The 26,051-nt window shown below is 40.8% G+C and carries 24 protein-coding genes and 2 pseudogenes; 9 read left to right on the forward strand and 17 right to left on the reverse strand.

Annotated elements, in window-relative coordinates; genetic code table 11:
• Positions 1-584 precede the first annotated feature (584 nt).
• On the forward strand, positions 585-986 hold the full coding sequence (crcB, locus tag HC643_RS06730; protein WP_038088343.1) for a fluoride efflux transporter CrcB: 402 nt from the start codon (positions 585-587) through the stop codon (positions 984-986).
• Positions 987-1,052: 66 nt separating this feature from the next.
• A complete protein-coding gene (crcB, locus tag HC643_RS06735) occupies positions 1,053-1,472 on the forward strand; it encodes a fluoride efflux transporter CrcB (protein WP_038088339.1) in 420 nt (139 codons plus the stop codon).
• Positions 1,473-1,515: 43 nt separating this feature from the next.
• On the opposite strand, the gene HC643_RS06740 is transcribed toward crcB (HC643_RS06735), so the two are convergent.
• Positions 1,516-1,968 (reverse strand): acyl-CoA thioesterase, encoded by a 453-nt coding sequence (locus HC643_RS06740; RefSeq protein ID WP_038088336.1) that lies wholly within the window; start codon positions 1,966-1,968, stop codon positions 1,516-1,518.
• 76 nt (positions 1,969-2,044) lie between these two features.
• Between HC643_RS06740 and HC643_RS06745 the strand changes: the two genes are divergently transcribed.
• A complete protein-coding gene (locus HC643_RS06745) occupies positions 2,045-2,653 on the forward strand; it encodes a TetR/AcrR family transcriptional regulator (protein ID WP_038088332.1) in 609 nt (202 codons plus the stop codon).
• 214 nt (positions 2,654-2,867) lie between these two features.
• Here the strand turns inward: HC643_RS06745 and HC643_RS06750 are convergent, their stop codons facing one another.
• From HC643_RS06750 to HC643_RS06775, 6 genes are all read right to left on the reverse strand, one after another.
• On the reverse strand, positions 2,868-3,539 hold the full coding sequence (locus HC643_RS06750) for an HAD family hydrolase (protein ID WP_038088329.1): 672 nt from the start codon (positions 3,537-3,539) through the stop codon (positions 2,868-2,870).
• Positions 3,540-3,813: 274 nt separating this feature from the next.
• Complete coding sequence (locus HC643_RS06755) at positions 3,814-4,563, reverse strand: SDR family NAD(P)-dependent oxidoreductase (protein ID WP_038088326.1); 750 nt, start codon at positions 4,561-4,563, stop codon at positions 3,814-3,816.
• Between the two features lie 40 nt (positions 4,564-4,603).
• Complete coding sequence (locus HC643_RS06760; protein ID WP_038088323.1) at positions 4,604-6,037, reverse strand: DHA2 family efflux MFS transporter permease subunit; 1,434 nt, start codon at positions 6,035-6,037, stop codon at positions 4,604-4,606.
• Positions 6,038-6,193: 156 nt separating this feature from the next.
• Positions 6,194-7,204 carry an LLM class flavin-dependent oxidoreductase gene (locus HC643_RS06765; protein WP_038088319.1) on the reverse strand — a complete coding sequence of 337 codons (1,011 nt, stop codon included), beginning with the start codon at positions 7,202-7,204 and terminating at the stop codon, positions 6,194-6,196.
• A 94-nt stretch (positions 7,205-7,298) separates the two neighbouring features.
• Positions 7,299-8,354 (reverse strand): aliphatic sulfonate ABC transporter substrate-binding protein, encoded by a 1,056-nt coding sequence (locus tag HC643_RS06770; protein WP_050046338.1) that lies wholly within the window; start codon positions 8,352-8,354, stop codon positions 7,299-7,301.
• Positions 8,355-8,397: 43 nt separating this feature from the next.
• On the reverse strand, positions 8,398-8,559 hold the full coding sequence (locus tag HC643_RS06775; protein ID WP_153021523.1) for a hypothetical protein: 162 nt from the start codon (positions 8,557-8,559) through the stop codon (positions 8,398-8,400).
• A gap of 543 nt (positions 8,560-9,102) precedes the next feature.
• On the opposite strand from HC643_RS06775, the gene HC643_RS06780 reads away from it, so the two are divergent.
• Positions 9,103-9,540, forward strand: coding sequence for an RrF2 family transcriptional regulator (locus HC643_RS06780; RefSeq protein ID WP_038088316.1), 438 nt, complete (start codon positions 9,103-9,105; stop codon positions 9,538-9,540).
• Between the two features lie 831 nt (positions 9,541-10,371).
• Here HC643_RS06780 and HC643_RS06785 read toward each other — a convergent pair.
• The 4 genes from HC643_RS06785 to HC643_RS06800 all read right to left on the reverse strand — a co-directional run bounded on the left by HC643_RS06785 (position 10,372) and on the right by HC643_RS06800 (position 14,067).
• The gene (locus HC643_RS06785; protein ID WP_038088313.1) at positions 10,372-10,794 is read right to left on the reverse strand and encodes a GNAT family acetyltransferase; all 423 of its coding nucleotides are present in this window, start codon (positions 10,792-10,794) and stop codon (positions 10,372-10,374) included.
• A gap of 199 nt (positions 10,795-10,993) precedes the next feature.
• Positions 10,994-11,302, reverse strand: coding sequence for a hypothetical protein (locus HC643_RS06790; protein WP_137986465.1), 309 nt, complete (start codon positions 11,300-11,302; stop codon positions 10,994-10,996).
• A 59-nt stretch (positions 11,303-11,361) separates the two neighbouring features.
• Entirely contained in the window at positions 11,362-12,636 is a 1,275-nt protein-coding gene (locus HC643_RS06795; RefSeq protein WP_038088308.1) for an MFS transporter, read from the reverse strand.
• Between the two features lie 375 nt (positions 12,637-13,011).
• Positions 13,012-14,067 carry an LLM class flavin-dependent oxidoreductase gene (locus tag HC643_RS06800; RefSeq protein ID WP_038088304.1) on the reverse strand — a complete coding sequence of 352 codons (1,056 nt, stop codon included), beginning with the start codon at positions 14,065-14,067 and terminating at the stop codon, positions 13,012-13,014.
• Between the two features lie 1,019 nt (positions 14,068-15,086).
• Between HC643_RS06800 and HC643_RS06805 the strand changes: the two genes are divergently transcribed.
• The 5 genes from HC643_RS06805 to HC643_RS06825 all read left to right on the forward strand — a co-directional run bounded on the left by HC643_RS06805 (position 15,087) and on the right by HC643_RS06825 (position 19,840).
• A complete protein-coding gene (locus HC643_RS06805) occupies positions 15,087-15,728 on the forward strand; it encodes a flavin reductase family protein (protein WP_038088302.1) in 642 nt (213 codons plus the stop codon).
• 58 nt (positions 15,729-15,786) lie between these two features.
• Entirely contained in the window at positions 15,787-16,824 is a 1,038-nt protein-coding gene (locus tag HC643_RS06810; protein WP_408019780.1) for an amino acid ABC transporter substrate-binding protein, read from the forward strand.
• A 281-nt stretch (positions 16,825-17,105) separates the two neighbouring features.
• Positions 17,106-18,023 carry an amino acid ABC transporter permease gene (locus HC643_RS06815; RefSeq protein WP_038088296.1) on the forward strand — a complete coding sequence of 306 codons (918 nt, stop codon included), beginning with the start codon at positions 17,106-17,108 and terminating at the stop codon, positions 18,021-18,023.
• Positions 18,020-19,036 (forward strand): amino acid ABC transporter permease, encoded by a 1,017-nt coding sequence (locus HC643_RS06820; protein ID WP_038088293.1) that lies wholly within the window; start codon positions 18,020-18,022, stop codon positions 19,034-19,036. The genes HC643_RS06815 and HC643_RS06820 overlap by 4 nt, the downstream gene beginning before the upstream one ends.
• 66 nt (positions 19,037-19,102) lie before the next feature.
• Positions 19,103-19,840: an amino acid ABC transporter ATP-binding protein gene (locus tag HC643_RS06825; protein WP_038088290.1), complete on the forward strand. Its 738-nt coding sequence runs from the start codon at positions 19,103-19,105 to the stop codon at positions 19,838-19,840.
• On the opposite strand, the gene HC643_RS06830 is transcribed toward HC643_RS06825, so the two are convergent.
• The 6 genes and pseudogenes from HC643_RS06830 to HC643_RS06860 all read right to left on the reverse strand — a co-directional run bounded on the left by HC643_RS06830 (position 19,823) and on the right by HC643_RS06860 (position 25,670).
• Positions 19,823-20,347, reverse strand: coding sequence for a sterol desaturase family protein (locus HC643_RS06830; protein WP_038088287.1), 525 nt, complete (start codon positions 20,345-20,347; stop codon positions 19,823-19,825). The two genes, HC643_RS06825 and HC643_RS06830, sit on opposite strands and share 18 nt — an antisense overlap.
• A 486-nt stretch (positions 20,348-20,833) precedes the next feature.
• Positions 20,834-21,051, reverse strand: a pseudogene (locus HC643_RS06840) (transposase); the annotation flags it as partial.
• A 35-nt stretch (positions 21,052-21,086) separates the two neighbouring features.
• Positions 21,087-21,515 (reverse strand): annotated as a pseudogene (locus HC643_RS06845) (inorganic diphosphatase); the annotation flags it as partial.
• A 183-nt stretch (positions 21,516-21,698) separates the two neighbouring features.
• A complete protein-coding gene (locus HC643_RS06850; protein ID WP_050046337.1) occupies positions 21,699-22,211 on the reverse strand; it encodes a hypothetical protein in 513 nt (170 codons plus the stop codon).
• A gap of 618 nt (positions 22,212-22,829) precedes the next feature.
• Complete coding sequence (gene glgB / locus HC643_RS06855; RefSeq protein WP_202048594.1) at positions 22,830-25,130, reverse strand: 1,4-alpha-glucan branching enzyme; 2,301 nt, start codon at positions 25,128-25,130, stop codon at positions 22,830-22,832.
• Positions 25,131-25,400: 270 nt separating this feature from the next.
• Entirely contained in the window at positions 25,401-25,670 is a 270-nt protein-coding gene (locus HC643_RS06860; protein ID WP_050046336.1) for a hypothetical protein, read from the reverse strand.
• Positions 25,671-26,051: the final 381 nt, after the last annotated feature.

Raw genomic sequence — 26,051 nt, forward strand, 5'->3', positions numbered from 1 at the left:
TGAGGATAGAGAAATCAATCCCCAATGTCTTTTTTATCGGGAAAGGCAGAGGGCAGGAGGCAGCTGGCTATGACACGAGAATTCTGATTCCTACCCTTCCCCGTGACCGTACAGCCCTTACAGGCATAGCCTGCGGCAATGCGGAGCGTGCGCTTTGCGCTTGGCGTCTTGGCTCTTGAGATACGGCACTTCAGTTTAAGACCCCGACTGAACTCAGTTCAGTGGCTACCGTTTAGGAGGGGTTACCAATTCACTTCTAAACGAACATAAGTGCCTTCTGTCTTCGTATTTCTTTACGTAAATCCACTTACTTTGTGCTCTAAAGTCTTCATTTTTAGAAATGGAATGATGCCTTATAATAAAGAATACACAACATTAACCTGTATAAGTCATTAAGTAAGTTTTATGGTTAGAAGGGAGTAATACTGAAAGTTCTCACCCGATATACTTAAAAGTTATAAAAATGACGCCAGGAAAGCATTAGACTTTGCAGAAGTCTCCTATTACACTAAATTTATATAAGTTTTTACTCTGAAAAATTAAATTTTCTCTTGCTGAATGTAATTAGCTAAGGAGTATGTGAATTGCTGCAAAATGTTACTGTATTCGGTATGCTTGCGATCGCTATCGGTGCCATTCCTGGTGCTTTGAGCCGCTATTATCTCACTGAATTTTGTAAAAGAACCATAGGTACTAACTTTCCTTACGGTACTTTTATCATCAACTTCACAGGTTGTTTGCTTATGGGCTTTTTCTTCACTTTATTTCAGGGAATTAAAGGATTTCCATCTGAGATAGATTTGCTGGTAAGAACTGGTTTTTGTGGTGCCTATACAACCTTCTCTACTTACGGATACGATACATTGACATTATGGCGCAATGGCAAGCAGGGAGCCACCATTCTTTACTGGGCAGGCAGTGCAATTTTAGCAGTAATTGCTATTGTATTGGGGCGTTATTTCGCAAATGTAATTTTGGGACAATAGCTATTCACTCAAACCAAAACACCAGTCGCTTTCCAATCAATTAACTTGCCAAGGAAATTGTTGATAATGCAAAATACTTTTATCCGTACTGTAATAGCGATCGCTTTAGGTGCTATTCCTGGTGCGTTAGGACGATACTTTATAACTGAATATACCAAAGCATTGATTGGGAAAGATTTTTCCTACTATGGCACGTTTTTTATTAATGTAACGGGCTGTTTTCTGATTGCTTTGTTTTACACTTTAAACGAAGAAAAGTTAAAAAACCTTTCACCTGAAATTCGGTTAATGTTCGCAACTGGATTTTGTGGTGCCTATACCACTTTTTCGACTTACGGGCTAGAGACGTTTACTGAAATAGATAAAGGCAATACAACAGTAGCTGTACTCTATTTGTTAGCTAGTATGATAGTTGGTATGCTTGGCATACAATTAGGTGTAACTTTAGGTAGGGTTAACTCTAAATCCAACGTTACCGATCGATAGGTACCCCCGCCTAAATCAAACAAGAGCCAAACGATCGCCACTGTCAAGACACACTAATTAACGAATGGCTGGATTCAGTCTCTATTGTTGAATGCGTATAAGGTATGAACAAAGAGCGCTCCTCTGGAGACAAGCGTCTTGGACGCATTGTGTCTCTGTCTACAAATAATCCTTTTTGCCAACCCTCTGCAGCTAGCGTTTCCTGTTCTTTATAAAAGCGGAATTGCATAATAGCAGATGCATTTTTTAATTCAGAAATCCACATCTCCACCCGCACGCGATCGCCCAAATAAAACGGGGATTTATAGGTGATGTTAGTTTGAACTAGCACCGGAACAAACCCTTGCTGGGAGATTGCTTGTAGTGGCATTCCCACGGCTTCAAGCAGTTTTATCCTCCCAATTTCCATCCACTGAATATAGATGTTGTTGTTTACGTGTCCTATGAAATCAATGTGGAAGGGATACACTTCTAACTCAAACAAAATCTTTTTCATCTTGAATCTTTTAAGTCACTGCTTAGTGACAAGGTAACATAGTCACCATCTGGTGACAAGTAGATGAGAACGATTCATGGCTCGCGATAAAGAAGAAACAAAGGCAAGAATTTTAGCAGCAGTTGGTAAACTCCTGGCAGAATCAGGCTTTAAGCAATTGGGGGTGAATGCGATCGCCCGTGAAGCAGGGGTTGATAAAGTCTTGATTTATCGATATTTTGAGAACCTCCCTTCCCTGTTGCAAACTTTTGGTAGGGAGGGTAACTACTGGATTACAGTTGAAGAATTAGTTGGGAATGAAACGGATATCGATACTGAGTTCCTAGCGGATTGGATGGTTTTATTTTTAACCCATTTTTTAGATGACTTGCAAACACGACCCATTACGCAAGAAATTATGCGCTGGGAGTTACTCGAAGGTAATGAGTTAACCCACGAGTTAGCAACAGTACGAGATCGGGTAGCCACTGAGAGTTTGGAATTTCTCAAACAAAAATGTTCTTTCCCCCCAGATAAAGATATTCCTGCGATTGCTGCAGTATTGATTGCTGGAATCGTTTATCTTGTTTTGCGAACCAAAGTCAGCAACACATTCTTGGGAATTGACTTTAGTTCCCCAACGGGATGGGAACGGATCGAGAATGCGATCGCGTCTTTAGTTCGGCAAACTGTTGACAGTGATTAGCGGTCTGTCCCATTAAAATTGGGAGCATCCTAAATTTACCAATTGCCCTCAGAATAGAATTCTGGAGCTATACAAACGAAGCCTGCCTGCGCAGGCTTTAAATGAGTCCTTGCCTTGCGGACTTCGTTTGTGTAGGCGTGATTTCAACCGCAAAGCGTATTTTTTCCAAATTGGGATGCTCCCTAAAGATGACCCTATGTATGAACATTAAAATTTAGTATTTTTCTTCCATTTCAAACAAGCTTTGTAATACTTGAAAGTTTAAATTTGAATAAGCCGTCACAATTAAATCAGCGCTTGATAAATTTTGCTTGTTATGCTCTAAACCTGAAAATGCCACACATTTCATCCCAGCTTTTTTAGCAGCTTTTACACCATTTTCAGAATCTTCAATAACAATACAACGACTTGGATCGACGTTGAGTTTTTCAGCTGTTAATAAAAAAATATCGGGTTCCGGTTTGCCTCGCTCAACATCTTCACCAGAAATTTTTACACGAAATTTGGTTTCCATTCTGAATCGTTCTACAATTGTATCAATACGTAATCTAGAAGCTGAAGATGCGATCGCTAACGGAACTTCAAATTTTAAAAGTTCCTCAATCAAAGCTTCAACTCCTTCAATAAGAGCAAGAGTTGGATTATTTTTCAGTTCTTCTGAAAAAGCGTACTTTTCTTGGAAGACATACTCCTCTACTGGCTGAGTTAAGTTAAATTCCCGGACAAGATAAGCCCAGAATGCCTGACTAGTACAACCTCTAAACTGTTCTAAGATACTTTGTGTTAAATCAAAACCAAGAGAACGACAAGACTTTATCAAAAAAACATCCATCAGTGGCTCGGTATCCAACAAGGTACCATCCATATCAAAAATCACAGCATCCATGCTTCTAAAATTCTATTTTTTTCCAGTTATATATAGCAATCCTAAATCATTTGTAAAAAATTTGGATTGCTAATAGCTAATAGCTAATGGCTAATAGCTTTTTGACCATTAGCTATTAGCCATTAGCCATTAGCAGTCTTATTCTTATATTTCATTTAGAACTGCTATATTTGACTTCTTGCATAAGCCAAAAATTATCTAATGCTCAAAAGTGCGGTTTCGGGATGGAATTAAAAACTTGTGCAAGAAGTTCACTCGTGACGGCTAGTTCGCTTTACCATCCTTGATCGGTGGGTCGAATGAGAATTTCGTTAACGCTAACTCGTTGCGGTTGAGTCACAGCATACACGATCGCTGCAGCAATATCTTCACTTTCTAAAGGAGTAATCGATCTCCGTCGTTCTTCGCTGCGCTGTTTGGCAATGGGATCGGTAATCAAATCGTTAATTTCCGTGTTTACCATACCGGGTTCAACAATGGTTACGCGGATATTGTCTTTGTGAACTTCTTGGCGCAAAGCTTCTGAAAAGGCATTTACACCCCATTTACTCACATTATATGCCCCAACTCCTGCTCGTACCGTCCGACCAGCCACGGAGGAGATATTGACAATGTGACCCGTACCTTGTGCTTTAAATATGGGTAGAGCAGCATGAGTCACGTACATTAATCCTAAGACATTAATATCAAACATCCGCCGCCAGTCTGCGGTATTTGCGCCATTAATCTCCCCTACCAGTGCAATACCTGCATTGTTGACTAAAATATCTATTCGACCAAGTTCTGCATTTGTTTTATCTACTATATCTTTTGCCTGTGTTTCATCCGCCACATCAGCAACGATCGATAAAGCTTGACCGCCATTACTTTCAATCCGTTCTGCTACCGCTTTTAACCGTTCGCTACGCCTTGCTGCGATCGCAACTTGTGCGCCTTCATTTGCTAAAGCAATAGCAGTGGCTTCACCAATTCCTGCTGAGGCTCCAGTGACAATTGCTACTTTTCCTGCTAATTTACCAGTCATAATTCAACTCCTTTTAGGTGAAGTAAAAATGCGCTACTAGCTAACGTAAAGACTTTCCATAGCGTGTCTCTACGGCTGTCATGACTGCTGCGCCACACAGTAGGAATGCAGCTAAGCGATAACTTCCTTGAAATCCCGCAACGACAGCCTCAGGTGGAGCAACAGATACGTCAATACCGGGAGCAGAATTTGCAGTTAAGGTTGCAAACACCGCTCCCACAATAGAAATACCTACATTGACTCCTAAGGTACGTGACAAAGACAACAAACCAGAGGCAATCCCCAATCTTTCACGTGGAACTGAACCCATAACGGTGCTGTCATTAGGCGATCGAAATAAACCCAGCCCCGTTCCATAGAGAAAATAACGCATTATATAATCTCTTTCGGTCATGTCAGTATTTAAGGTGCTAATTGCAAGAGTTGCACCAATCATGATGCTCAGACCAACTAAGCACATCAACCGAGAACCAAAGCGATCTGATAGCATCCCCGCTAGGGGTGCAATTAAGCCACTCACGATAGGTGATACTGCCATCAACAGCCCTACTTTAAAAGTGGGATACTGCTTTACTTGTTGCAGAAAGAAGGGGGTGATGAGCAAACCACCAGTAATAACAATAAATACCAACCAATTATTTAGCAAATTGACACTTAAGCGAGTATTGCGAAACAAGTGGAGTTCGAGCAGAGGTTCATCGAGAAGTGTTTCAACAACCAAAAAACTGATGAAACCGACTCCCGCGAGGAACAACAACCACAGTGTACCACCTGCCGTAAACCCCTGGCTTTGTCCCAGGGTCATACCTAGGGCAAAATTAGTTAAGGTTACCAAAGCTAACAAAGCACCAAACGGATCGAAACGTTGTTTTTTCTCGGACAGTTCAGACGGCGGTACAACGAAAGCGACGAGGACACAAGCTATTAACCCCAAAGGTACATTGATCAAGAAGAGGATGTGCCATTCAGCCAGACCCAAGAGCAGCCCTCCTACAGAAGGACCGAGAGCGACGCCCAGCGATACAACACTACCGATAATACCAACAGCACGTCCCCGTTCTGATGAAGGGAAAACTTCTGTTACGATCGCCAGACCAAGCCCGGAAATAAACAACGAACCCAGCCCTTGAAGTGCTCGAAACCCAATGAGCCATTCAATTCCCGGAGCCATCCCACATAACAGCGAACTCAGGGTAAAGAGGATTAGCCCTCCCAAGTAGAGATACTTCTTACCCCATATATCACCCAAACGAGTTGCACCCAAAACCAAACTAGAGCTGATTAACTGGTAACTCAATACAGCCCATTGAGCTTTGGGAAAAGTTGTGTCAAAGAATTGAACCAAGGTCGGCAAAGCCACGTTAATAATACCTACATCCAGAGTAGACATTAACACCCCGATACTGACACCAAGCATTACCCACCATTTCTGAGAGGCTGCTGTAGGTTGAGATTTCAATTGTGACTCTGCCAATTTTCAGCCCCCACAATACCTAAATTTACGCTTGTGAATAGTTTATATACGTAATATTATGCAAACTATATTGCTCTCACATGCAAAAGAGGAAAGGGTAACGAGAAGGATCGGGAAGATAAATCATTAATTATTTTTCCCCCAATCCTCGTGTTCTCATACCGAAATAACCTCTAGTTTCTTTGCCAGCTGCACTTTGGGAGCAACTTCTTGAGCAAATAGCCTCATTGACCTTCGGACATCTTCGTTAAGTAATCCCGGTACATGCATTTTAACCCCCAAGTAGTCAATCTTGGTTTGTGAAATGTAACGTTCGAGCTGTTCTGCAACCGTTGTGGGAGAACCAACAATGTATTCGATTCGCCCCAGCAAATCCGGTAAATCTTTGGGAGGTTCATAAGGAATGCGTCCCTGACGTTGTGCATTAAGATATTGAGGGAGTTTTTCCCTGACACTGAAAAACATTCGAGCTGCTTCATCAACGGTTTTCCGTGCTTCAGCGTCCGTTTCGCCAACATACACCAGTCGAAATCCGCGCACAAATCCTTTACCACCCGCTTCTCGATAAAGATCGGTGTAAGTATTTTGAGCCGTTGCATCTTCTCCCTGTCCAATCAGCAGATTGAGACCGAGTTGAGCACCGAGAACAATTGTGTTGCGATCGCGAACTCCCAACCAAAATAATTGATGCATTCCTTGACGGGGTTGAGGCGTAATCTGGGGACCTTGACGGTTCAAAGAAAGATAATCAAGTAATTCAAGAAGTATATTGCGGAATTGTTGATGCTTTTCAGCCTGAGTTAATCCCATATGTTCCATATCGGCGGGGCTACCGTGTCCCAGCCCAAACATCACTCTTCCCTCTGTTAACAAATCCAATAAAGAAACAGCTTCTGCAAAACGCAGAGGATTATCTAAAGTGAGAATTTTGATAGCAGTTCCCAGTTTAATTCGTGTTGTTTCCGCAGCTAATTTTGCAATTAACACCTCTGGAACCGGTAGCCGACCGTAAAAAGCTTTAGCCCTTACAAAATGGTGTTCTCCAAAAGAACAGGATTCAAAACCGAGAGTATCAGCTAGTTGTACATCTTCAACCGTTTGGGCAAAAAATTCTTTGTCGTCAATTTCAGGAGATGCCCACATTTGGTGAAATAGACCAATTTCCATAAAATAATTCTCTGTTAATCTTTCAGCTTTTTGCGATGGATTGTATGGTAGGCTAGGCTCGCTAACATTATGGATGTTGGAGCTTTAGTCTTACCTACGAATTACGATTTGCGAATTCTTTAGGTAACCATTGAGGATTTCTTGCAACTACATTTTTTACCTGAATCTGCTTTGAAATAAGACCCAAACTGAAAAATGTATCCGCAACTCCTTGTTGTTCGGCAATAATTTTTTCATCAACAGGTAAAACACCAAAAGTTTGCCGTCGCAACATCACTTCTAGAGACTCAACTTCAATTCCTAGTTGCGAAGACAAGAATTGTGCCACTTGACTGGGGTTTTTATTTGCCCAATCGCTTATTACTTGCAATTCCTCCAGAATCGCCTTAATTAAATCGGGACGTTCTCGAGCAAATTCTGGTGAAGCGATCGTAAAACCCCTATTAGATGTCAGTCCTTCACCATCTGTTAAAACACGTATTTTTGATGAGCGTTGCAATCTAGCATAAAAGGGGTCCCAAATGGCAAGTGCATCAACACTTCTCGACTCAAACGCCGCGAGTCCTTCTGCTGCTGTTGTAATAGAAACAGAATTAATATCCTGAATACTCAACCCCTTAGATTGTAAGGCTTTTACTAGTAAATAATGAAGATTCCAACCCCGACCATAACCAACTTTTTTGCCTTTGAGGTCTGCTAAACTTTTAATTGAAGAATCTTCACGGACAACATATGCTAAGCTTTTAGGTCGTGCTGGAGTTGCTGAAATATAGACAAATGGTACGTTGGAAGATTGACCAAAGACCAATGAAGCATCCACTCCTTGAGCGTAATCGAGAGTTTTAGCGTTCATTGCTTCTAGGAGAACTGGTATGGTTGGAAATTCAATCCAACTAATAGAAGTTCCCACAGACTCAAAACGCTTTTCCAATTTCTTTTGGGACTTTAGAATGTGTAAAGGAGAACCTTTCAACCAACCGATTCGTATTTTTTGTAAATTTTTGCTTTCGGCTTTTAACTGAATTTTTTGAGGTTGATTTTGTGTTTGACAGCTGGAAAATAGTGTGGAAAAAGCAAACGATCCAGATGTAATGAGAAAAAAGCGACGGTTAAATCCTAATGAATTAAAGCTGTTATATCTTTTCTTCATGGTCCAATTGACACATATTCAACAGGTGATACTGATTTTTGGACTAAATTAGGTTTTTCCAGTTTAAAAAGCCCGCTTTCCAAAAGCTTTCTAGTTCTGTACAAGGTAGCTTGCGATCTCGGTCTACAGAACCTCGGACTAATTCCCATACCATTTGCTTTGCAATTTCAATTGCTTCTCGATCGCTAGTAATTAAGTGCGCCATAATGACCCCTGTTTGCCAAAAAAAGTATGAGGGATAAAGTCTGAAGGATAAAATGCTTGAAGATCTCGTACAAACCCATACCAACAAATACTAAATCCGCTTTTAACTTGTCTTCTAAAAGCGGGATAGAGAAAGATGAACAATTCTTAACTAAATAGTCTTAGACTATTTAGTTAAGAATTGCCCTGCTGTCGCTAAACTGACACCTTACTAAGTACGGTAAATCTGTAGATATATTGTACTTTAATGGATAGGTAGGAATTTATCACAATCAAAGTTGAAAAGCAAGCAGGTAGTTCTTTAGGTAAAAGCTATGGAGGAAAACGTAGCGTTACTACAGAAGGTATTTCTTTAATTAACAGGTGGCTAAAATCTCTACATGGCTTAAGCTTAAGGCAACCGATACAGTTACAGGCAATTTGTACCCGCCTCCGGCTAAAGAACTAATAAATTTTATTTGTCGAAATAATAGAAATAAATATTTGCTCTTATCAGTAGAGTTGATTAAAGTAAAATTGACCAGCCATTCTCAGGCTATGTACGATGAAACTCTCTAACAAATCTGAATACGCAATCTTAGCTATGGTCGCATTAGCTAAGAAATACCATAATAATGAATCTTTGCATATTCGAGAAATAGCAGCGTTACAAAAGATACCAAATCGTTATCTAGAGCAACTGCTAGCAACCTTAAGATCTGGAGGTTTGATTAAAAGCACGCGGGGAGCCAAGGGAGGTTATGTTTTGGCACGAGATCCAAACAAGATTACAGTTTTAGATATTTTGAAGTGCATTGAAGGAGTAGACGCGGCTTTGCCTACTGTGGATTCTACCTGCGAGACAGCAGAAGCAGAAGCCATTCAAGAAGTTTGGCTCGAAGCGAATCAAGCAGCGCACGAAGTCTTGCAAAAGTACACCCTACAAGAACTTTGCGATCGGCACGCCACCAGACAGCAAATGGAAAATATGTACTACATCTAAAAATAGATTTATATCGCGAGCTGCTCGAAAAACACTATAAATTTCTAAAGGTATTTATACAAACATCGTATAATTTTAGAAGAATTTACTCGCCTCCAACGCTCGAAAAAATTCAAAATAAATCGTTATTGTAGCAAGATTTTTTTGAAAAATTCTCTGAAATTATTATTGATTATACCACTAGCCTTTCTTTTTATTAGATGTGTTGATTTATATTCTCCCGGTGAGGAATTACAGCATGAAAAAGTAGCAGAAAAGTCTATTCTATTTATGATTAAAACTCAAGAAGCCTACTTCTTAAAACACAATTTTTTTTAAAAAATTACTGATAAATCTGCAAAATCTCAATCCAATTTTTTATTTTCTAGAACTGAAAAATGTTATGGGTATTATACGAAGAGTACTACTGAAATTCCTTTGAAAATATCTACTTATGGTATTTACAGCTACGCAAGGCAGGAAGCATGTGGTGGTAATTGGGGTATAACACTTAGCTCCTATGTTGGCGCTGTCTTTGTTGTTCCTACGGCTATGAATAAACAAATGAAAATGCTGAGTATTATCTGTAAAGGTCCCGCTCCAGGATATGCACCTCTAAATTATCGACCTGATTATATAAATGGCATAATAGATTGCCCCCCCGACACCACGAAAGTGTATTTCAAAGGTGCAACTAATTCTGCAAATTAATAGTAATCTAGCAATAGCTGGAGTTTAGACTAGTTGGAGAACTGGATAACTCCATATCAAAAATGGATAAAATTCTGGCAGATGAGCTGCAACTGCACTGATAACTTCATCTTCTCTCTCAATCAAATATTCATAAAAAATTTAGAGTCGCTTGCCCATACTCACCACATCATCTATTTTGAAACCAAGCCGCTTATAAAACTCAATAACGCCTGTATTAGAAGTACGTATTGATAAGTTGATTTTAGGACAATTTAACTCTAAAAGTTTTGAAGTTGCTTGTTCTACCATATACCGACCAATACCTTGTCGTTGATACTTTGGTGCTACAGCTAAGTAGTTGAGCCAACCACGATGACCCTCATATCCCGCCATAACGGTAGCAACAATTTGAGAACCAATCAAACCAACAAGGAACAACTCTGGCTGTACTTGTAACTTGAGCCAAATGTCCCGTTTCGGGTCATTCCAGGGAACTACTAAACAACACTCATGCCACAACTCGATAACTTGTTCCTCATCCTGCTCCTGATATGGTCTGACAATGAATTCGCTGTTTTTCATTTTTATCCTTGAGCAGCAAGTGTATTCAGAAAAGCTTTAGTGTCTATTTTTACACTCATTCTTCTAAACTAAGCAAGCGATCGCAGAATTTCTGTATCAGTCGGAGTCTTATACAAGAGCAGCATTACATTATAGCAGTTCGTGTAGGAGTTACAAACACTTCTTCCTTGTCTCCCTTATTCGGACTCAAATAAGATTGCTATAGATGGGAATTAACATTATTGATATGGTTATAGGTATCGTTTTGCAGAATCTTAGCTTGGTTAACAAGTTCAAAATTGCTAATCGTATTTCCATTAAATACCACCGAGTCCAACCGGATATCTCGTGTAGGGTCGTTTAACAAATTACTTGTAGGGTCATTAATTGGACTAGCGGTGACATTAGTTTTAAACGAAAACGGAATGAATGATGCTGCCATAACAGGTATTGTTGCTACCCAGGAAGCTATTGAAACAAAAGCCGTTGTCGTTGCGATCGAGATTGTCCTTGCAAAGATAGTTTTCATGCGTGTGATACCTTGTCTGTGAGGGATTTTATCAAGTCAACTTTTTTTGCTGCAAGACGTTAGTTGATATACTTTTTGTCAAGAGCATAGCTATCTGGTGCCAAACCCGCAGCAAATCGCAGAGAATGGTGTAAAGACTCTCCATTGAGGGTTGTGAAGATTGTGAGAGCGAGCAAAGAAAAACCAAGGGTCAGTAAAAAAATACCTTGATACCCTAAGTGTCGGGCAAACGCACCAAAGACAGGTCCAGCAATGGCAAGCCCTACATCAAAACCACCTACACATAGAGAAAACACCCGTCCTCTTTCTTGAGGATGCGAACGGTCAGAAATGAGAGCTAGCATCAAGGGAATTAATGTTCCACCACCAGCACCTTCAAAAAAACCTGCTAGTAAAAAGGTGAGAGTATTTTGTGCTTGAGAAAGTAACACTGTTCCTAAAATGTAACAAACTAAACTGACTGTAATAAATAATCCCCGACCGTAGCGATCGGAACCATAGCCTGTGAACCAGCGCAGTCCGAAACTGGATACAGCTGTGGCTGCATAAAACCATCCAACACTTAAGTTGAATTCAGTTTCTTTAAGGTATAAAGGGATAAATGTTGTGACTGCTCCATGAATTAAACCTATTAGTAGCAATACAAAAGTGGGAATTCGGATACGAGGACTATCTAGTAATTTCCAAAACTGATTTTTTGGGTTATCAATTGAAATATGAGGAGATGTAAAATCTGTATTTTGTTTCTCTTTTTGATAAAGAATTGAAGGTTCTTTGATTCGGCTAGCAAATAGAAAACCCAGTAACCCCAGTCCAACGGAAAAGAGAAATAAGGGAGTATAACCTACTTGTTCTTGAAGAAAACTACCAATAACAGGTCCAATACTCATACCAATTGGATTGCTCAAACTCATATAACCAATGACCTGACCTCGTTGATGCACGGGTGACCAATCCACAATGAGAGTATTATTCCCAGGAGCATAACAAGCAAGACTAATTCCATGGAATGCTCTGATTGGGAGCAATAGCAGAATTGAGTTAATAAAATAGCCTAGAGGTGATAGGGCTGCGATCGCTAAACCCATCAGCACAACTATCTTGCGACTGCGTCGGTCTGCTAAATTTCCCAACCACGGACGGCTCAAAATTAGCCCGAGAGCAAACGTTCCCATTACAAAACCGACTTGTTGTGGTGTACCTCCTATATCCCTAATGTAAAGAGGCAAAGTAGCTATTAAAGAACTGTGACTAGCCCAAAATAAGATACCTACTATAAAGAGTAATAAAAGGTTTTGACGTTGCTGTGAGTTGAGAGTACTAAAAACTGTCATTTATCACTTGGCATTGGTAAAGGTTTTAGTGGTATTGGCATATGGTTCCGCTAATTTTCGGTGACTTGCTGATTAGAAGATACCCGAACAGTTTTTGGTGATGGCTCAAAGTTTCACAGATCCCCCTAAATCCCCCTTAAAAAGGGGGACTTTAAGATTTTATTCCCCCCAATTCATCGGCTACGGTAATGTACAGATCTCTAGAAAAGAGATGAAACATCGTGAAAAGGGAGAATTGGAATTAAGTTCCTCCCTTTTTTAAGGGGGGTTAGGGGGGATCGAAACCGCTTTTAATGCACTTTAGAAGACTTGTACGTACACCGCAGCAGCCACCAAAGTTAGATACATCTTTATGCTTATAACCACACACTTTTTTCACGCTACAAGCTGCAAATGTTTGACTCGCGGCATAATTTCCTCCGCAAATCGGTTCATCTCCCTTGAAAAAGGGTGGAATTGCAGCATGAAAGTCTCGATACCTATCTCAACAAAAGCTGAAATTCTCTCTGCAACTGTGTCATAACTGCCAACAAGCCCTGCAGCGGTTCCACCATTACCCCCAACAGCAGGATTTTTCGCAAAAATTTGGAACATAACTGCTTCGGGGTCAATTCCTTTGGTTAGGTTCAGTCGGTAATGTTCTTCCTGCTTTTGAAGCGCCATTAATCTGTCAAACTCAGCTTTTGCTTCTTCCTCAGTTGGTCGAGCAATCACAAACCCTGATAAACCAAAACGTAATGGCTTTGGTAAGTTTCGCGATCGCCTTAGAACTCCTTTAATGAACTTGCGAACATCTTCAATGGGTTGACCGTTGATAAAATACGTGTCTGCTTCTTGAGCAGCTAATATCTGTGCTGCATCCGATGCTCCTCCAAGATAAACACGGGGATGAGGTTTGGCAATCGGAGCAGGTCGGAGGCTCAAATCTTGAATTTTAAAGTACTCGCCCTGAAAGTTAACTCTTTCTCCACTCCACAACAACTTAACAACTCGCAGCCACTCGGTTGAATAACGATAGCGTTCATCATGGGGTGGAAAAGGAATGTTTGTACGTTCCATTTCCGGACGATACCAAGCACTGACCAAATTTATGGCAAAACGTCCGTGACTGATAGCATCTATACCTAATGCCATCTTTGCTAAAACGGCGGGATGGAAAAGCAAAGGCTTGATTGCAGCAATAATTTCTATTTTGTCAGTCGCGTCAGCTAAAGCTGCGGCGGCTGTCCAAGTTTCAAGCTGATCTAAATCCAAGCTTCGAGGATTGGCAATATGCTGAGCTACTAAGGTTGTGGCAAATCCGAGGCGTTCCGCTTCAAGGACAAGGGAACGAGTGCGATCGTAACTGGCGTTGATTGGTTCATCAGGGCTATTAAGTGGTCCAAAATTACCACCCACAGGTGCCCAAATACCATAGCGAGGTTCTGACATAAGATTTATGGAATGCTAATGGCTAATTGCTAATAGCTAATAGCTAATGGAAGACTGGTGAGTCTAGTGCTGGAAAAGGGTTTCTCGCGCCCAGGGGACTGGTGAGTCTAGCGCTGCAGGCGAGTTTCCCGCGCCCTAGGGACTGGCGTATAGCCCTTGCGGGCATAGCTTCGCATTGCGTAGCGTCTCCGCTACTGTGATACAAGGGAGGGCTAATGTGACTATTAGCAATCAGGAAAAAACAAAGTTTTATCGTTTTTAGTAATTGTACGATAAATCGATAAAATTATCGTATTATAAATTTGTTAAGATATCGCACATATTACTAGAAAAATCAAGAGATGCTTGATATCATGTTTGATTAAATAATTAATTGACATTACAGCAATTTCAGATCGATAAACTATATCTGGTAGGTGATGTTCTCGCTCACCCTCTCATCACTATTGGTGGGAACTCTCATACCACAAGAGAACAGTGGGCTCTGGATTTTGAAAACTTCTGTCAATCTCAGGCAAAGGCTAATTACCCCTAATGTCCACACTGATAGCTTCTTTAAAACTTCTCTTCCATTAACCGAGCGCGAGATTTTTGCTTGACTTGCGCGGTGTTTGTAGCTCAGCCTACCTAACTTTGCAATCGGTAATCCAAGCGATCGCTTCTGGAATTGGCTGTTGCTGCTTAAGAAGAATTGGCAAAACTGAGCATAGCGATTTCTTGTTCTTAAAAGACTCTAAACTTATGGGATTACTATCTTGTATGCCAATATATAGCAGTCCGTGTAGGAGTTACAATCACCTCTCCCTTGTCTCCCTTGTCCCCCTTGTTCGGATCTCAAATAGGATTGCTATACTTGCTCGAATTCCTAAGTTCTTTAAGAAGTCAAGAATTTAGCACGCTATATATTAACGTAAGATTATAAGTTATTCTTGCTTCTTCTTTTGGTCATCAAAACCGATAATTTTCTGTAGAAATGCTCTATTTCTCGTGAATTTATAACTGCTTAAAGGAAAACGTCAATGATTATAGACCCATCTCAAATCGATCCAAGAACAGGTTATCAATTACTTATTGGCTCAGTTGTTCCCCGACCGATCGCGTGGGTTTCTACTGTTGCTAGAGATGGTACATACAACCTTGCGCCTTTCAGTTTCTTCATGGGCGTAACAGCCAATCCACCAACTTTGGCTATTTCTTGCGGTCACCGACGTGGTGTGGGAAAAAAGGACACATTGGTCAATGCAGAGTCGTCTGGGGAATTGGTGATTAATGTCGTTGTTGAAGAAGTAGAGCAACAAATGAACATTTCCAGTGCGGAATTTCCACCAGAGGTAGATGAGTTCAAAGAGGCGGGGCTCACACCAATTCCCTCAGTAAAGGTGCGTCCGCCCCGAGTCGCTGAGTCACCCATTAATATAGAGTGTCAGCTCAAGCAAGTGGTATACGTTGGAAACGAAGGCAGTCAGTCTGGTTTAATTATTGCTGAAGCACTCCTGTGGCACATTCGTGACGATCTACTAACTCCGCAAAACACAATAGATGTGTCTAAACTACACGCAATTGGACGTTTGTCGGGAAACTGGTACAGTCATACTCGAGATTTGTATGAAATTGCTCGTCCAACCGATCGGTCTTCTAATATTCAATCGGGTAGCAGTTGAAGGATTACAAAAACCATAGATTTTAAGTTCTGCATTTGTATAGATAAGGAAAATGAGAATGCGTAATTGGCGGTTATTACTATTAGCTACCTTACCCCTAGTTCTATCACTTAATGCCTGTGCTGGAGCATCAGGAGGAAATAGTGCAAGCCGATTAGAGACAATTAAAAATCGTGGAAAGTTGATATGTGGTGTTAGTGGAGGATTACCGGGTTTTAGTTATGTCAAACCTAATGGCGAATATGCTGGAATAGATGTAGATGTATGTCGTGCGATCGCCGCCGCACTTTTTGACGATCCAAAAAAAGTAGAGTTCCGCAACTTAAACACCAAAGAACGCTTTACCGCTTTACAAACTGGTGAAGTAGATATCCTCAGCCGCAACACAACATGGACAATTAGCCGAGATACCTCTGTTGGGTTGGAATTCGCACCCGTTGTTTTTTACGACGGTCAAGGAATCATGGTGAAAAAAAGTAGTAACGTTAAAAAACTAGAAGAACTCAAAGGAAAATCTATCTGCACTCAAACAGGAACGACCAACGAACAGAACCTATCCGATCAAATGCGTCAGAGAGGCGTTAACTATAAGCCTCTTGTCTTTGAAGACGTTAACACAGCCTTTGCTGCTTATGAGCAAGGTCGTTGCGAAGCTGTGACTGCGGATCGTTCTGGGTTGGTTTCTCGCCGCGCTATTATGAAAAACCCAAACGACCACGTTGTTTTAGATATCGTTATGTCTAAAGAACCCTTAGCACCGGCTGTTGTGAATGGGGATTCCAAGTGGTCTGATGTTGTGAAATGGACTGTATTTGCTTTAATTAATGCGGAGGAGTTAGGAGTTAATTCTCAAAATGTTAGCCAACTAGCGACTAGCACCAACCCAGAAGTAAAGCGTTTGCTAGGTACAGAAGGCGATCTTGGTAAAGGGGCTGGTTTAACAAATGATTTTGTGACACGTATTGTTAAGCATGTAGGTAACTATGGAGAAGTTTACGAGCGTAATTTAGGCAAGAATTCTGAATTAAAATTAGATAGAGGTCCAAACAAACTTTGGAACCAAGGCGGTATTCTCTATGCACCTCCATTTCGTTAATTATTTAGCTAATAGCTAATGGCTAATAGCTAATGGCTAATGGCTAATTGTGAATTCAGAGACAGTAAGCGGGTTTCCTGCGCCCCGGAGACTAGTGTATAGCCGTGCGGCATAGCTTGGCATCGCGGAGCGGAGACGCTCCTAAGATACAAGGGAGGGCCAGTAGCTAAATAGTGAATAGCTATTAGTACAACAAGAATAAACAATTAGCAATTAGCAATCAGCCATTAGCCATTAACCATTAGCCATTAGCCATTAGCCATTAGCTATTAGCAATCACCATGACTCCATTTTGGCGCGATAAACGATTTTGGCCCATTGCCGGTCAGTTAGTAGCCGTATTCACAATTGCCATTGTAGTTGCAATACTTTGGCACAATTTGACTTACAACTTACAAAGGTTGGGCATTCAATTAGGGTTTGATTTCTTACAGTCACAAGCTTCTTTTGATATTGGTGAAACTCCAATTTCTTACCAGCCTTCTGACTCCTACAGTCGTGCTCTACTGGTTGGATTGCTAAATTCTTTACGAGTTGTCATTATTGGTATTATTGCAGCAACAATTGTAGGTATAACCGTAGGGGTAGGAAGGCTATCAGATAATTGGTTGGTACGAAAGCTAGCTCTTGTCTATGTAGAAATTTTACGCAACACTCCCCTACTTTTACAATTGTTCTTCTGGTATTTTGCTGTTTTTCTCAGCTTGCCAAAAACTGAAACTCAAATTTCTTTGTTTGGTTTGCTAAACATCAGCAACCAAGGGATCGCACTACCTTTTGGAATACATTTTTCTCCAGAATTATCCGCTTTGATTTTGGGATTAACACTTTATTCTGCTGCGTTTATAGCAGAAATTGTCAGAGCCGGAATTCTCTCGGTACCAAAAGGACAATGGGAAGCAGCAAGATCGTTGGGTTTAAAACCGAGCTTGGTTATGCGGTTGGTAATTTTTCCTCAAGCTTTGCGGCTGATTATACCACCACTGACAAGTCAGTACTTAAATATAGCCAAAAACTCTAGTTTGGCGATCGCAATTGGCTACGCGGATATTTACTTTGTTGCTTCTACAACTTTTAACCAAACAGGTAGAGCAGTGGAAGTTATGCTTTTAATCATGGTAACTTATCTCACAATGAGCCTCATTATTTCCCTGATAATGAATTTCTTTAACCGTAAGGTGCAATTGAAGGAGCGATGAGCCTTTTAAAAAACCAAAATCCAACAATCTGGCAATGGCTGCGAAAGAATTTGTTCAACAACTGGTACAACAGTATTCTAACTGTTGTTTGCCTGTGGTTTCTTGTATGGATAATCAAAAGTATCTTGAGGTGGGTATTCACTCAAGCAAAATGGGCGGTTATACAAGCTAATTTCTCTCTATTTTTTGTTGGTCGTTTTCCTCAAGAACTCTATTGGCGACTTTGGCTGGCGTTGGTGATTATTCTCGGTCTGGCTGGTGTATCTTGGGGAGCGATCGCAAAACGGTTTCCTAGCAGGTTTAATACGTGGTTACCTCTTGGGTGGGCTGTGTCTTTCCCAATAATTCTGTGCTTAATTGGGGGCGGTTTGGGACTGCAGCCTGTAGAAAGCGGTTTGTGGAATGGTTTGCTGCTGACTTTACTTACGGCAGCTGTCAGCATAGTTATATCTTTTCCCTTAGGGATATTATTAGCGTTAGGGCGTCAAAGTCAGCTATTTTTCGTGCGTTGGTTTAGCATTCTATATATTGAACTTATTCGAGGATTACCACTGATTGGAATTTTGTTCCTAGCTCAAGTGATGATACCCTTATTTCTACCTCCAGAAATTCGTTTAGATAGAGTGCTGCGCGGAATGGCTGGCTTAACCTTGTTTAGTGCTGCTTATCTAGCAGAAAATGTACGGGGTGGGCTTCAATCAATTCCACGCGGACAATTTGAAGCAGCGAGATCGTTAGGGTTAAATACTCCATTAACTATGTTACTGATAGTTCTCCCTCAAGCACTGCGTGCTGTTATTCCAGCCCTTGTTGGACAATTCATTGGTTTATTTAAAGATACTTCCCTGTTAGCAATTGTTGGATTATTAGAATTAACAGGGATTGCTCGTTCTATTCTCGCTCAACCCCAGTTCCTCGATCGCTATGCAGAAGTTTATTTGTTTATTGGAGTTATCTACTGGATTTTTTGTTATTCCATGTCCTTAGCTTCCCGGCGCTTGGAACATCGGTAAGGGGACAAGGGGGATAAGGGAGACAAGGGGGATAAGGGAGACAAGGGAGATAAGGAACAATAACAAATGACAAACCAAGAAATTATTATTGCCGAAGATGTTCAAAAGTGGTATGGAAAGTTCCACGTTTTACGAGGCGTCAGCCTAACAGTAAATCGGGGAGAGGTTGTTGTACTGATGGGACCTTCGGGTTCAGGTAAGTCAACTTTTATTCGTACCTTTAATGCTTTAGAAGAATACCAGCAGGGACGAATTGAAATTGATGGTATTGCTCTCACAAATGATTTGCGAAATATTGAAGCAATTCGTCAAGAAGTAGGCATGGTGTTTCAACAATTCAATTTGTTTCCTCACCTAACAGTCTTGCAAAATATTACTTTGGCACCAATATGGGTACGGAAATGGTCAAAGGTTAAAGCTGAAGAAGTCGCTATGCAGTTATTAGAACGAGTGGGGATTTTGGAACAAGCACAAAAGTATCCAGGGCAATTATCTGGAGGACAGCAACAAAGGGTTGCGATTGCTAGATCTCTAGCCATGCAACCCAAGATTATGCTTTTTGATGAGCCTACTTCAGCATTAGATCCAGAGATGGTGCGAGAAGTTTTGGACGTTATCAAAACTCTTGCTGCTGATGGTATGACTATGGTTGTTGTTACCCATGAAGTGGGTTTTGCACGTGAAGTTGCTGACCGAGTGGTTTTAATGGATGGTGGTTTAGTTGTTGAGGAAGCAACTCCAGATGCATTTTTTCAAAACCCCCAGCACGATCGCACTCGCAAGTTTCTATCCCAAATTCTTTAACAGGTTTTGCGATCGTAATTGGGGAAAGCGAATTCTTAACAAGCGTAACAAGCGTAACCAACTCTTAGCTGGTTGTTCAAAGAATGTAAAGATATCACCGTAAGCTTCGTGAGTTTTATGATGGTGTTGCCAATGTCTTTCTGGAGTTGTAATGAAAAGAATTTGACAAACAAGCTCCAATGATTTTGGCGTTTGCCAATTCAAGATACTTGTATGCCTCCACCATACATGAAATTGACCAACTAGCAATCCGCATACAACACCAATCGGGGAAAAGTACCACAAAACAACTGCTATTAGGAAATACGGCAATGCGCCCAATATACCATCCAACAGAACTAGGGGATTGAGCGTCAGAATCGCGTAATGACGAAAGTGCTTTTTGTAGGAGTGGTGAGTTTGCAAATGAAGCCAACCAAAAATATGTTCCGGTATGTGATAGCAGAAAGTTGAAAGGAAATCTCCAATCACAAGGAGTATCCCGGCACACGCGATTACCTTAAGCATGTGTCATCCTCATTTTAAATATGGGAGTGTTTAGATAGCTTTCGAGAAGAACGAAACGAATCGTATCACCTTAAATCTGAACTTTATCAAGCTGCTCATTCAGGAATTATTGTGTCAACAATCTTGTTTGAACAGCGTTGTTAGTTCATTTTTCTAAATACTACAGTATTTTTATCGATCAACTGATATTTTTTTGGAAAAAATTTTAAGAGTTAAAAATTAGATACTGTAGGTAGGGCTAAAGCCCACCTCCCCAAGCAACTGTACTACTACGAGACTTTGATGCAGCAATGAAGATTGCAGACACTCATTCGATGAAAGGCGCGAATGCTTCTAGCCTCTGCACGAAAAACAAAAGGTTTTGCCTGTAGCATTGCATATTTCACGCATATCTGTTGTGCGTGGATACCCTCCCTCTTTAGCTGGTGGAATCAAGGGAGACAGGATTTCATATTTAGATTCCCCCACCCATCAATAAGAGACTATTTATAAAGTAAATCTAAAGGAGACAAGACGACGTAGCGTAATTCTAGTCATAACAGCATATATGGCTGCTTCGCTCATTTCGGGAAGACGCTCATAATCTTTGCGCTCGACGATGGTACTGATTAAACCACCCAAATGTTCTTTCCACTACAAGGGCGTTTGGGAAGCACTTGAAATTTTTGTTCGGTACGCCGTATGACTTCAACGTGAGCTTGTACATTCGTATAATAATCGATACAAAAAAACGCTCTTGAAACTCTGTCAAAGCTAGAATTTGCTCGTTACTATAGTTTTTCCCTTGGGGTACAACAATCAGCTTATCATCCTCATCATTGATGCGATGAATAATGGCAATACATTCACCTTCAAACTGGCTTAAAGGCTCGAATACTCCCAAAATGTAGGCATCGATTTCTTGACCATCTGGGGAACGTGTACCGGGAATGTAGCCATAGTTGATGGGGTAAATATACTGATATTGAGGATGTCTGGTACCAAGTGGACGGTCAATAATGACACTTAGGGTTACACCTAGAAATTCTTTTATTTCAGTCTGCATGAAATTTTGTCTGTAGGGCAATACCTTTACCAATTTATCAAAAGCCCTACAGACTGGGAGTCTGTAGCTACATAAATGTTGCCCACTTACATGGACTAAAACCCAAAGAAGTTCCCCGGTCATGGCTGAAAAGCGTTGCTATAACTATTCGCTTCATCACTTTATTAGCTCTGATTGCACAATTGAGACATATATTGTACACGGTCAAATTTGAATGGTCCCAGATTATATTTCCAGTCACGATGAAGCAGAGCTTGGGAACGAGATGATAAAAAGTCTCTACAGCCGCTTAAAATTAATTTTGAATTATTTTTTCAAATATATCAATAAAAACGTACCAGAAATCCCCATTAATATTCCTATACAACCACTGCCTAAAACTATTAAGTAAAATTTTAAATCTTCATCTCTTTTTTGTTGATTTAAGGCTTCTACTTGATTTTCTAGTGTTTCTATTTTATTTTTTAATTGGTTATTTTCTTGAATAACTTCACTTGCTTTTAAAGTATCTATTTGTCGAAGCAATTCTTGATTTCTTTGACTTTCTTGTACGAACATTGTTCCAAATAAAACACCTAAGCCTAGCATGCCTGACGCTATGACAATGCCGTAATCTTTTATTGTGCGTGACTTTAGCTTCTTCTCTTTTTCAACTAGCTCTTGTTTCGTCGATTCAAATTGTTGATTTAATGCTTCATTGGCTTTAGATAAGATTGAATTCTCTTCCGAAAGACTTTCATATAACTCAATTTCTCTTGGCTGTAGATCGGTAGGGGTTATAATGCCTTTAGAATCATAATATGATTTCAAATTACTCACTGTTTCGATCTCCTAAGTAAATTAAATTTTGTAAAAAAAACAATTTTTTTAAGTCAATTCATTTTTTTCAGTACTATTGTACCGTTTTTGACTCCAAACGTAAGCACGATAAAGATTACTATGCATCAATCGGAACGATCGCGCTCGTAATTATTCCACAGACTTCCGCTTGTAACAAGAGGCTTATCATGGGTTCAGCTAAAGGAGAAAATGTAAAGAGAATATTAAGTATATTTGCTTATCTATCTAAAGAAAGAAGTGAAAAAGTCATGCAGTCTGTAAAACTCAGTAATGAAAAGTTAAACATTTTCACGGCTGTTAGGAGATTTTACTTGTGACTCTCTTATCTGACATTTATCTGCTCCTATTTAAAGAGTACATAACAACAAAAAGATTTGTTATCTGCTCTTTCAATAGCAACTGAACTTATCTTTATCTATAGCTATAGACCTGAGAGAAACCAGCTTTTCTAACAGAGAAATGCTGGACGCAAAAAACAAGTTTTTTTGCGCCCAGCATTTTTGTTATCAGTTTCCAAGATAATTAATTAACTATTTATCTTGTGGAATGGAGAAGAGAACAGCAATGGCGGGCTTTTCTGCCCGCACTACAAGAATTCTACGAATTAGCCAACGCTTCTGCTGTCTTCTCTTTATCTAACTTAAGAACCAAGACTCCCAAAGGTGGCAAACACAAATCCAAGGAATACGGGCGGTTGTGGAATGACCAATTATCCGTCCACTTACCACCTAAATTACCCATATTGCTACCACCGTATTGACGAGCATCGCTGTTGAATAACTCAGTGTAGAAACCTATTTCTGGAACACCAATACGGTAATGAGAGTGAGGTTGAGGTGTAAAGTTACAAACCGTAACAACAAAATTATCGGAGTCTTTATCTCTACGGATAAAGGAAACTACACTGTGACGGTTGTCGCTACAGTCAATCCATTCAAACCCTTCTTTTGCAAAATCTTGAGTGTATAAAGCTGGTTCAGAACGATAGAGATGGTTGAGGTCTTTAAAAAACTCTTTGAGTTGTTGGTGCGGTTCATGCTGGAATAAGCGCCATTCTAAGTCACTCCAGACATTCCACTCACTCCACTGTCCAAACTCCATGCTCATAAACATGGTTTTCTTACCGGGGTGAGTAAACATATAGGCGAACAAACACCTTACGTTGGCAAATTTTTGCCATCTATCCCCAGGCATTTTACCAATGATATTGCTCTTACCGTGTACCACCTCATCGTGAGACAGCGCCAACATATAGTTTTCACTGTGGTGATACCACATACTGAAGGTGATGTTGTTTTGATGGAACTGGCGGAACCAAGGGTCCATGCTGAAGTAGTCCAGCATATCGTGCATCCAACCCATATTCCATTTTAAGTTAAAGCCCAATCCTCCAGTGTATGTTGGCCAAGATACCATAGGCCATGCAGTAGATTCTTCAGCAATTGAGACAATTCCTGGGAAATAGCTAAAGATGATGTGATTGACTTGACGCAAGAACTCAGCTGCTTCTAGGTTTTCTCTACCACCGTACTGGTTGGTAACCCATTCTCCATCTTTACGGCAGTAATCGAGGTAGAGCATAGAGGCAACAGCATCAACGCGAATGCCATCAATATGGTACTTATCAAACCAGAACAAGGCATTTGCAACTAAGAAATTACGGACTTCGTTGCGCGAGTAGTTGAACACCAATGTTCCCCATTCTTTGTGTTCGCCTTTTCGAGGATCGGCGTGTTCGTAAAGGTGAGTGCCATCAAAAAATGCCAAGCCATGACCGTCTTTGGGGAAATGACCGGGAACCCAATCGACAATAACGCCAATACCGTTTTTGTGGCATTGGTCAACAAAATACATAAAGTCTTCTGGTTTGCCATAACGGGAGGTGGGAGCGTAATATCCGGTTACTTGATAGCCCCAAGACCCATCAAATGGGTGTTCGGCAACGGGTAGTATTTCAATGTGGGTGTATCCCAACTCTTTCACGTAGGGAATGAGCCGCTCTGCTAGTTCTCGGTATGTTAAAAAGCGTGCGCCGGGATTGAGTTCTGATACAGTAACGACAGGCTCGGTTTCCCCGTTTGGGAGTTTGGCGGGTTCTCCACTAGAGGCGTGCAACCAAGACCCTAAATGCATTTCGTAGACAGAAATCGGTTGAGTTAGGGGATCGCTATGACGGCGGTTTTCCAGCCAGTCTTCATCGCCCCAACTGTAAGCGTCTAAATCTGAGACAATGGATGCGGTTTTGGGGCGTGGTTCTTGCTGAAAACCGTAGGGATCGGATTTTTCGTAAATGTGACCTTCTATGTTTTTAATTTCATATTTGTAGTGTTCTCCTACCCCTAACCCAGGAACAAATAGTTCCCAAATACCGGTATGCCCTTTACGCATTTGGTGTTTGCGACCATCCCAACTGTTAAAATCTCCAATAACTGATACGTTTCGAGCGTTGGGAGCCCAAACAGCAAAGTAAACACCTGCGACACCATTGACCTCAGTTGGGTGTGCTCCCAGTTTTTCGTAAATTCGGTGGTGATTGCCTTCCCCAAACAGGTGCAAATCAAACTCTGTTAACTTGGGAGAATGGAAAGCGTAAGGATCGTAGATGACTCGCTCGTGTTCTCCTTCTTTAACGCGAAACTGGTAGTTAACAAGTTCTTTTGTTTCTATGGTGCATTCAAAGAAGTGGGGATCGTGAACGGTTTCCATTGGGTACTCCTTCCGTTCTTCTGGAAGGATGACGGTCACTGCACTGGCATTGGGTAGGTAAGCTCGCACAGCCCAACGATTGTTTTTGCCATTTTCTTCTATGAGATGAGCACCTAGTACTTCAAACGGGTCGTGATGCTGATTCCAAACTATTCGGTTAACTTGTTCCGGGGCTATTGTGGTTATAGACATGGAGCTACCTACGTTTAGTAAATTGGCTAAGTAAACTGACTTTTTAAAACTTCTATTACTATTCTTTACATTTATTTGCAAATTTTGTAGATGTAATCATCGTACTTGAGTAAGAAACTGGGAATTGAGGGCTGGGGATCGCAGATTGGAAGTTAGGGACAATGGTGGTAAGGGGAACAAGGTAGACAAGGGCGACACGAGGGACAAGGAAGGCAGAGAAAGGAAGACTCAATTACCCATGCTGTATACTTTGTGCCCAACACCGATTCACTATATGTCTAAAAAAGGGAAAATCTGAAGTAAAAATTTACGTATCCGTAATAAAAAAACTTGTTCTCTTATCTTGGGGTCAAGTTTTGGAGGGGGGCTTACTGAAAGACGTTCCTGTAACTGTGCATACTCCGCAGCACTGACAAGACTACCATCGAGGGGCGATCGCGCAGCTGTAATAATTTCCATCCGCAAAATTTCTTCCGGTACGTCTTGTTTGGGTGGTAATGCCATAACCAACTGCCCCCAATGGCTAATTAACCCTACCATAATGGTAGTGCTAACGCTTAAAACGATAAATGTAATTCGCTTCACAATCAAGAACCATTTGAGAGAGTATGAACTTACAGGCAATCTTAATGTGTATATTTACCCAAGATTTACAGCACGGAAACTACTAAGAAACCCGGTTTCTAAGTGAAGCCGGGTTTCTTTATAAACCTGGTAAGGTTAAAGTGTAGTACCAGATCGATCGCTCTGGTATGGCACGCACCACACGGGCTCGTGAAAATTTAGCCAACAATGATAGCGAATGTCTTATGCCTGCTCAAAACACAGCCATTCACCTGGTTGTTATTTGAAAATGTTGACTTACTTAATTTTCGTGAGAAGCGCTGCAACAATCTCAATTGATAAATTGGGTGTTTTGAG

This window comes from Tolypothrix bouteillei VB521301 (assembly GCF_000760695.4).
Classification (GTDB): domain Bacteria; phylum Cyanobacteriota; class Cyanobacteriia; order Cyanobacteriales; family Nostocaceae; genus Scytonema; species Scytonema bouteillei_A.

Excerpts from the sequence above, each read along its gene's own strand:
- crcB (WP_038088339.1), top strand. The coding sequence starts at position 1,053 with ATGCAAAATACTTTTATCCGTACTGTAATAGCGATCGCTTTAGGTGCT.
- HC643_RS06740 (WP_038088336.1), bottom strand. The coding sequence starts at position 1,968 with ATGAAAAAGATTTTGTTTGAGTTAGAAGTGTATCCCTTCCACATTGAT.
- HC643_RS06745 (WP_038088332.1), top strand. The coding sequence starts at position 2,045 with ATGGCTCGCGATAAAGAAGAAACAAAGGCAAGAATTTTAGCAGCAGTT.
- HC643_RS06750 (WP_038088329.1), bottom strand. The coding sequence starts at position 3,539 with ATGGATGCTGTGATTTTTGATATGGATGGTACCTTGTTGGATACCGAG.
- HC643_RS06755 (WP_038088326.1), bottom strand. The coding sequence starts at position 4,563 with ATGACTGGTAAATTAGCAGGAAAAGTAGCAATTGTCACTGGAGCCTCA.
- HC643_RS06765 (WP_038088319.1), bottom strand. The coding sequence starts at position 7,204 with ATGGAAATTGGTCTATTTCACCAAATGTGGGCATCTCCTGAAATTGAC.
- HC643_RS06770 (WP_050046338.1), bottom strand. The coding sequence starts at position 8,354 with ATGAAGAAAAGATATAACAGCTTTAATTCATTAGGATTTAACCGTCGC.
- HC643_RS06775 (WP_153021523.1), bottom strand. The coding sequence starts at position 8,559 with ATGGCGCACTTAATTACTAGCGATCGAGAAGCAATTGAAATTGCAAAG.
- HC643_RS06780 (WP_038088316.1), top strand. The coding sequence starts at position 9,103 with ATGAAACTCTCTAACAAATCTGAATACGCAATCTTAGCTATGGTCGCA.
- HC643_RS06785 (WP_038088313.1), bottom strand. The coding sequence starts at position 10,794 with ATGAAAAACAGCGAATTCATTGTCAGACCATATCAGGAGCAGGATGAG.
- HC643_RS06790 (WP_137986465.1), bottom strand. The coding sequence starts at position 11,302 with ATGAAAACTATCTTTGCAAGGACAATCTCGATCGCAACGACAACGGCT.
- HC643_RS06795 (WP_038088308.1), bottom strand. The coding sequence starts at position 12,636 with ATGACAGTTTTTAGTACTCTCAACTCACAGCAACGTCAAAACCTTTTA.
- HC643_RS06800 (WP_038088304.1), bottom strand. The coding sequence starts at position 14,067 with ATGTCAGAACCTCGCTATGGTATTTGGGCACCTGTGGGTGGTAATTTT.
- HC643_RS06805 (WP_038088302.1), top strand. The coding sequence starts at position 15,087 with ATGATTATAGACCCATCTCAAATCGATCCAAGAACAGGTTATCAATTA.
- HC643_RS06810 (WP_408019780.1), top strand. The coding sequence starts at position 15,787 with ATGCGTAATTGGCGGTTATTACTATTAGCTACCTTACCCCTAGTTCTA.
- HC643_RS06815 (WP_038088296.1), top strand. The coding sequence starts at position 17,106 with ATGACTCCATTTTGGCGCGATAAACGATTTTGGCCCATTGCCGGTCAG.
- HC643_RS06820 (WP_038088293.1), top strand. The coding sequence starts at position 18,020 with ATGAGCCTTTTAAAAAACCAAAATCCAACAATCTGGCAATGGCTGCGA.
- HC643_RS06825 (WP_038088290.1), top strand. The coding sequence starts at position 19,103 with ATGACAAACCAAGAAATTATTATTGCCGAAGATGTTCAAAAGTGGTAT.
- HC643_RS06830 (WP_038088287.1), bottom strand. The coding sequence starts at position 20,347 with ATGCTTAAGGTAATCGCGTGTGCCGGGATACTCCTTGTGATTGGAGAT.
- glgB (WP_202048594.1), bottom strand. The coding sequence starts at position 25,130 with ATGTCTATAACCACAATAGCCCCGGAACAAGTTAACCGAATAGTTTGG.
- HC643_RS06860 (WP_050046336.1), bottom strand. The coding sequence starts at position 25,670 with ATGGTAGGGTTAATTAGCCATTGGGGGCAGTTGGTTATGGCATTACCA.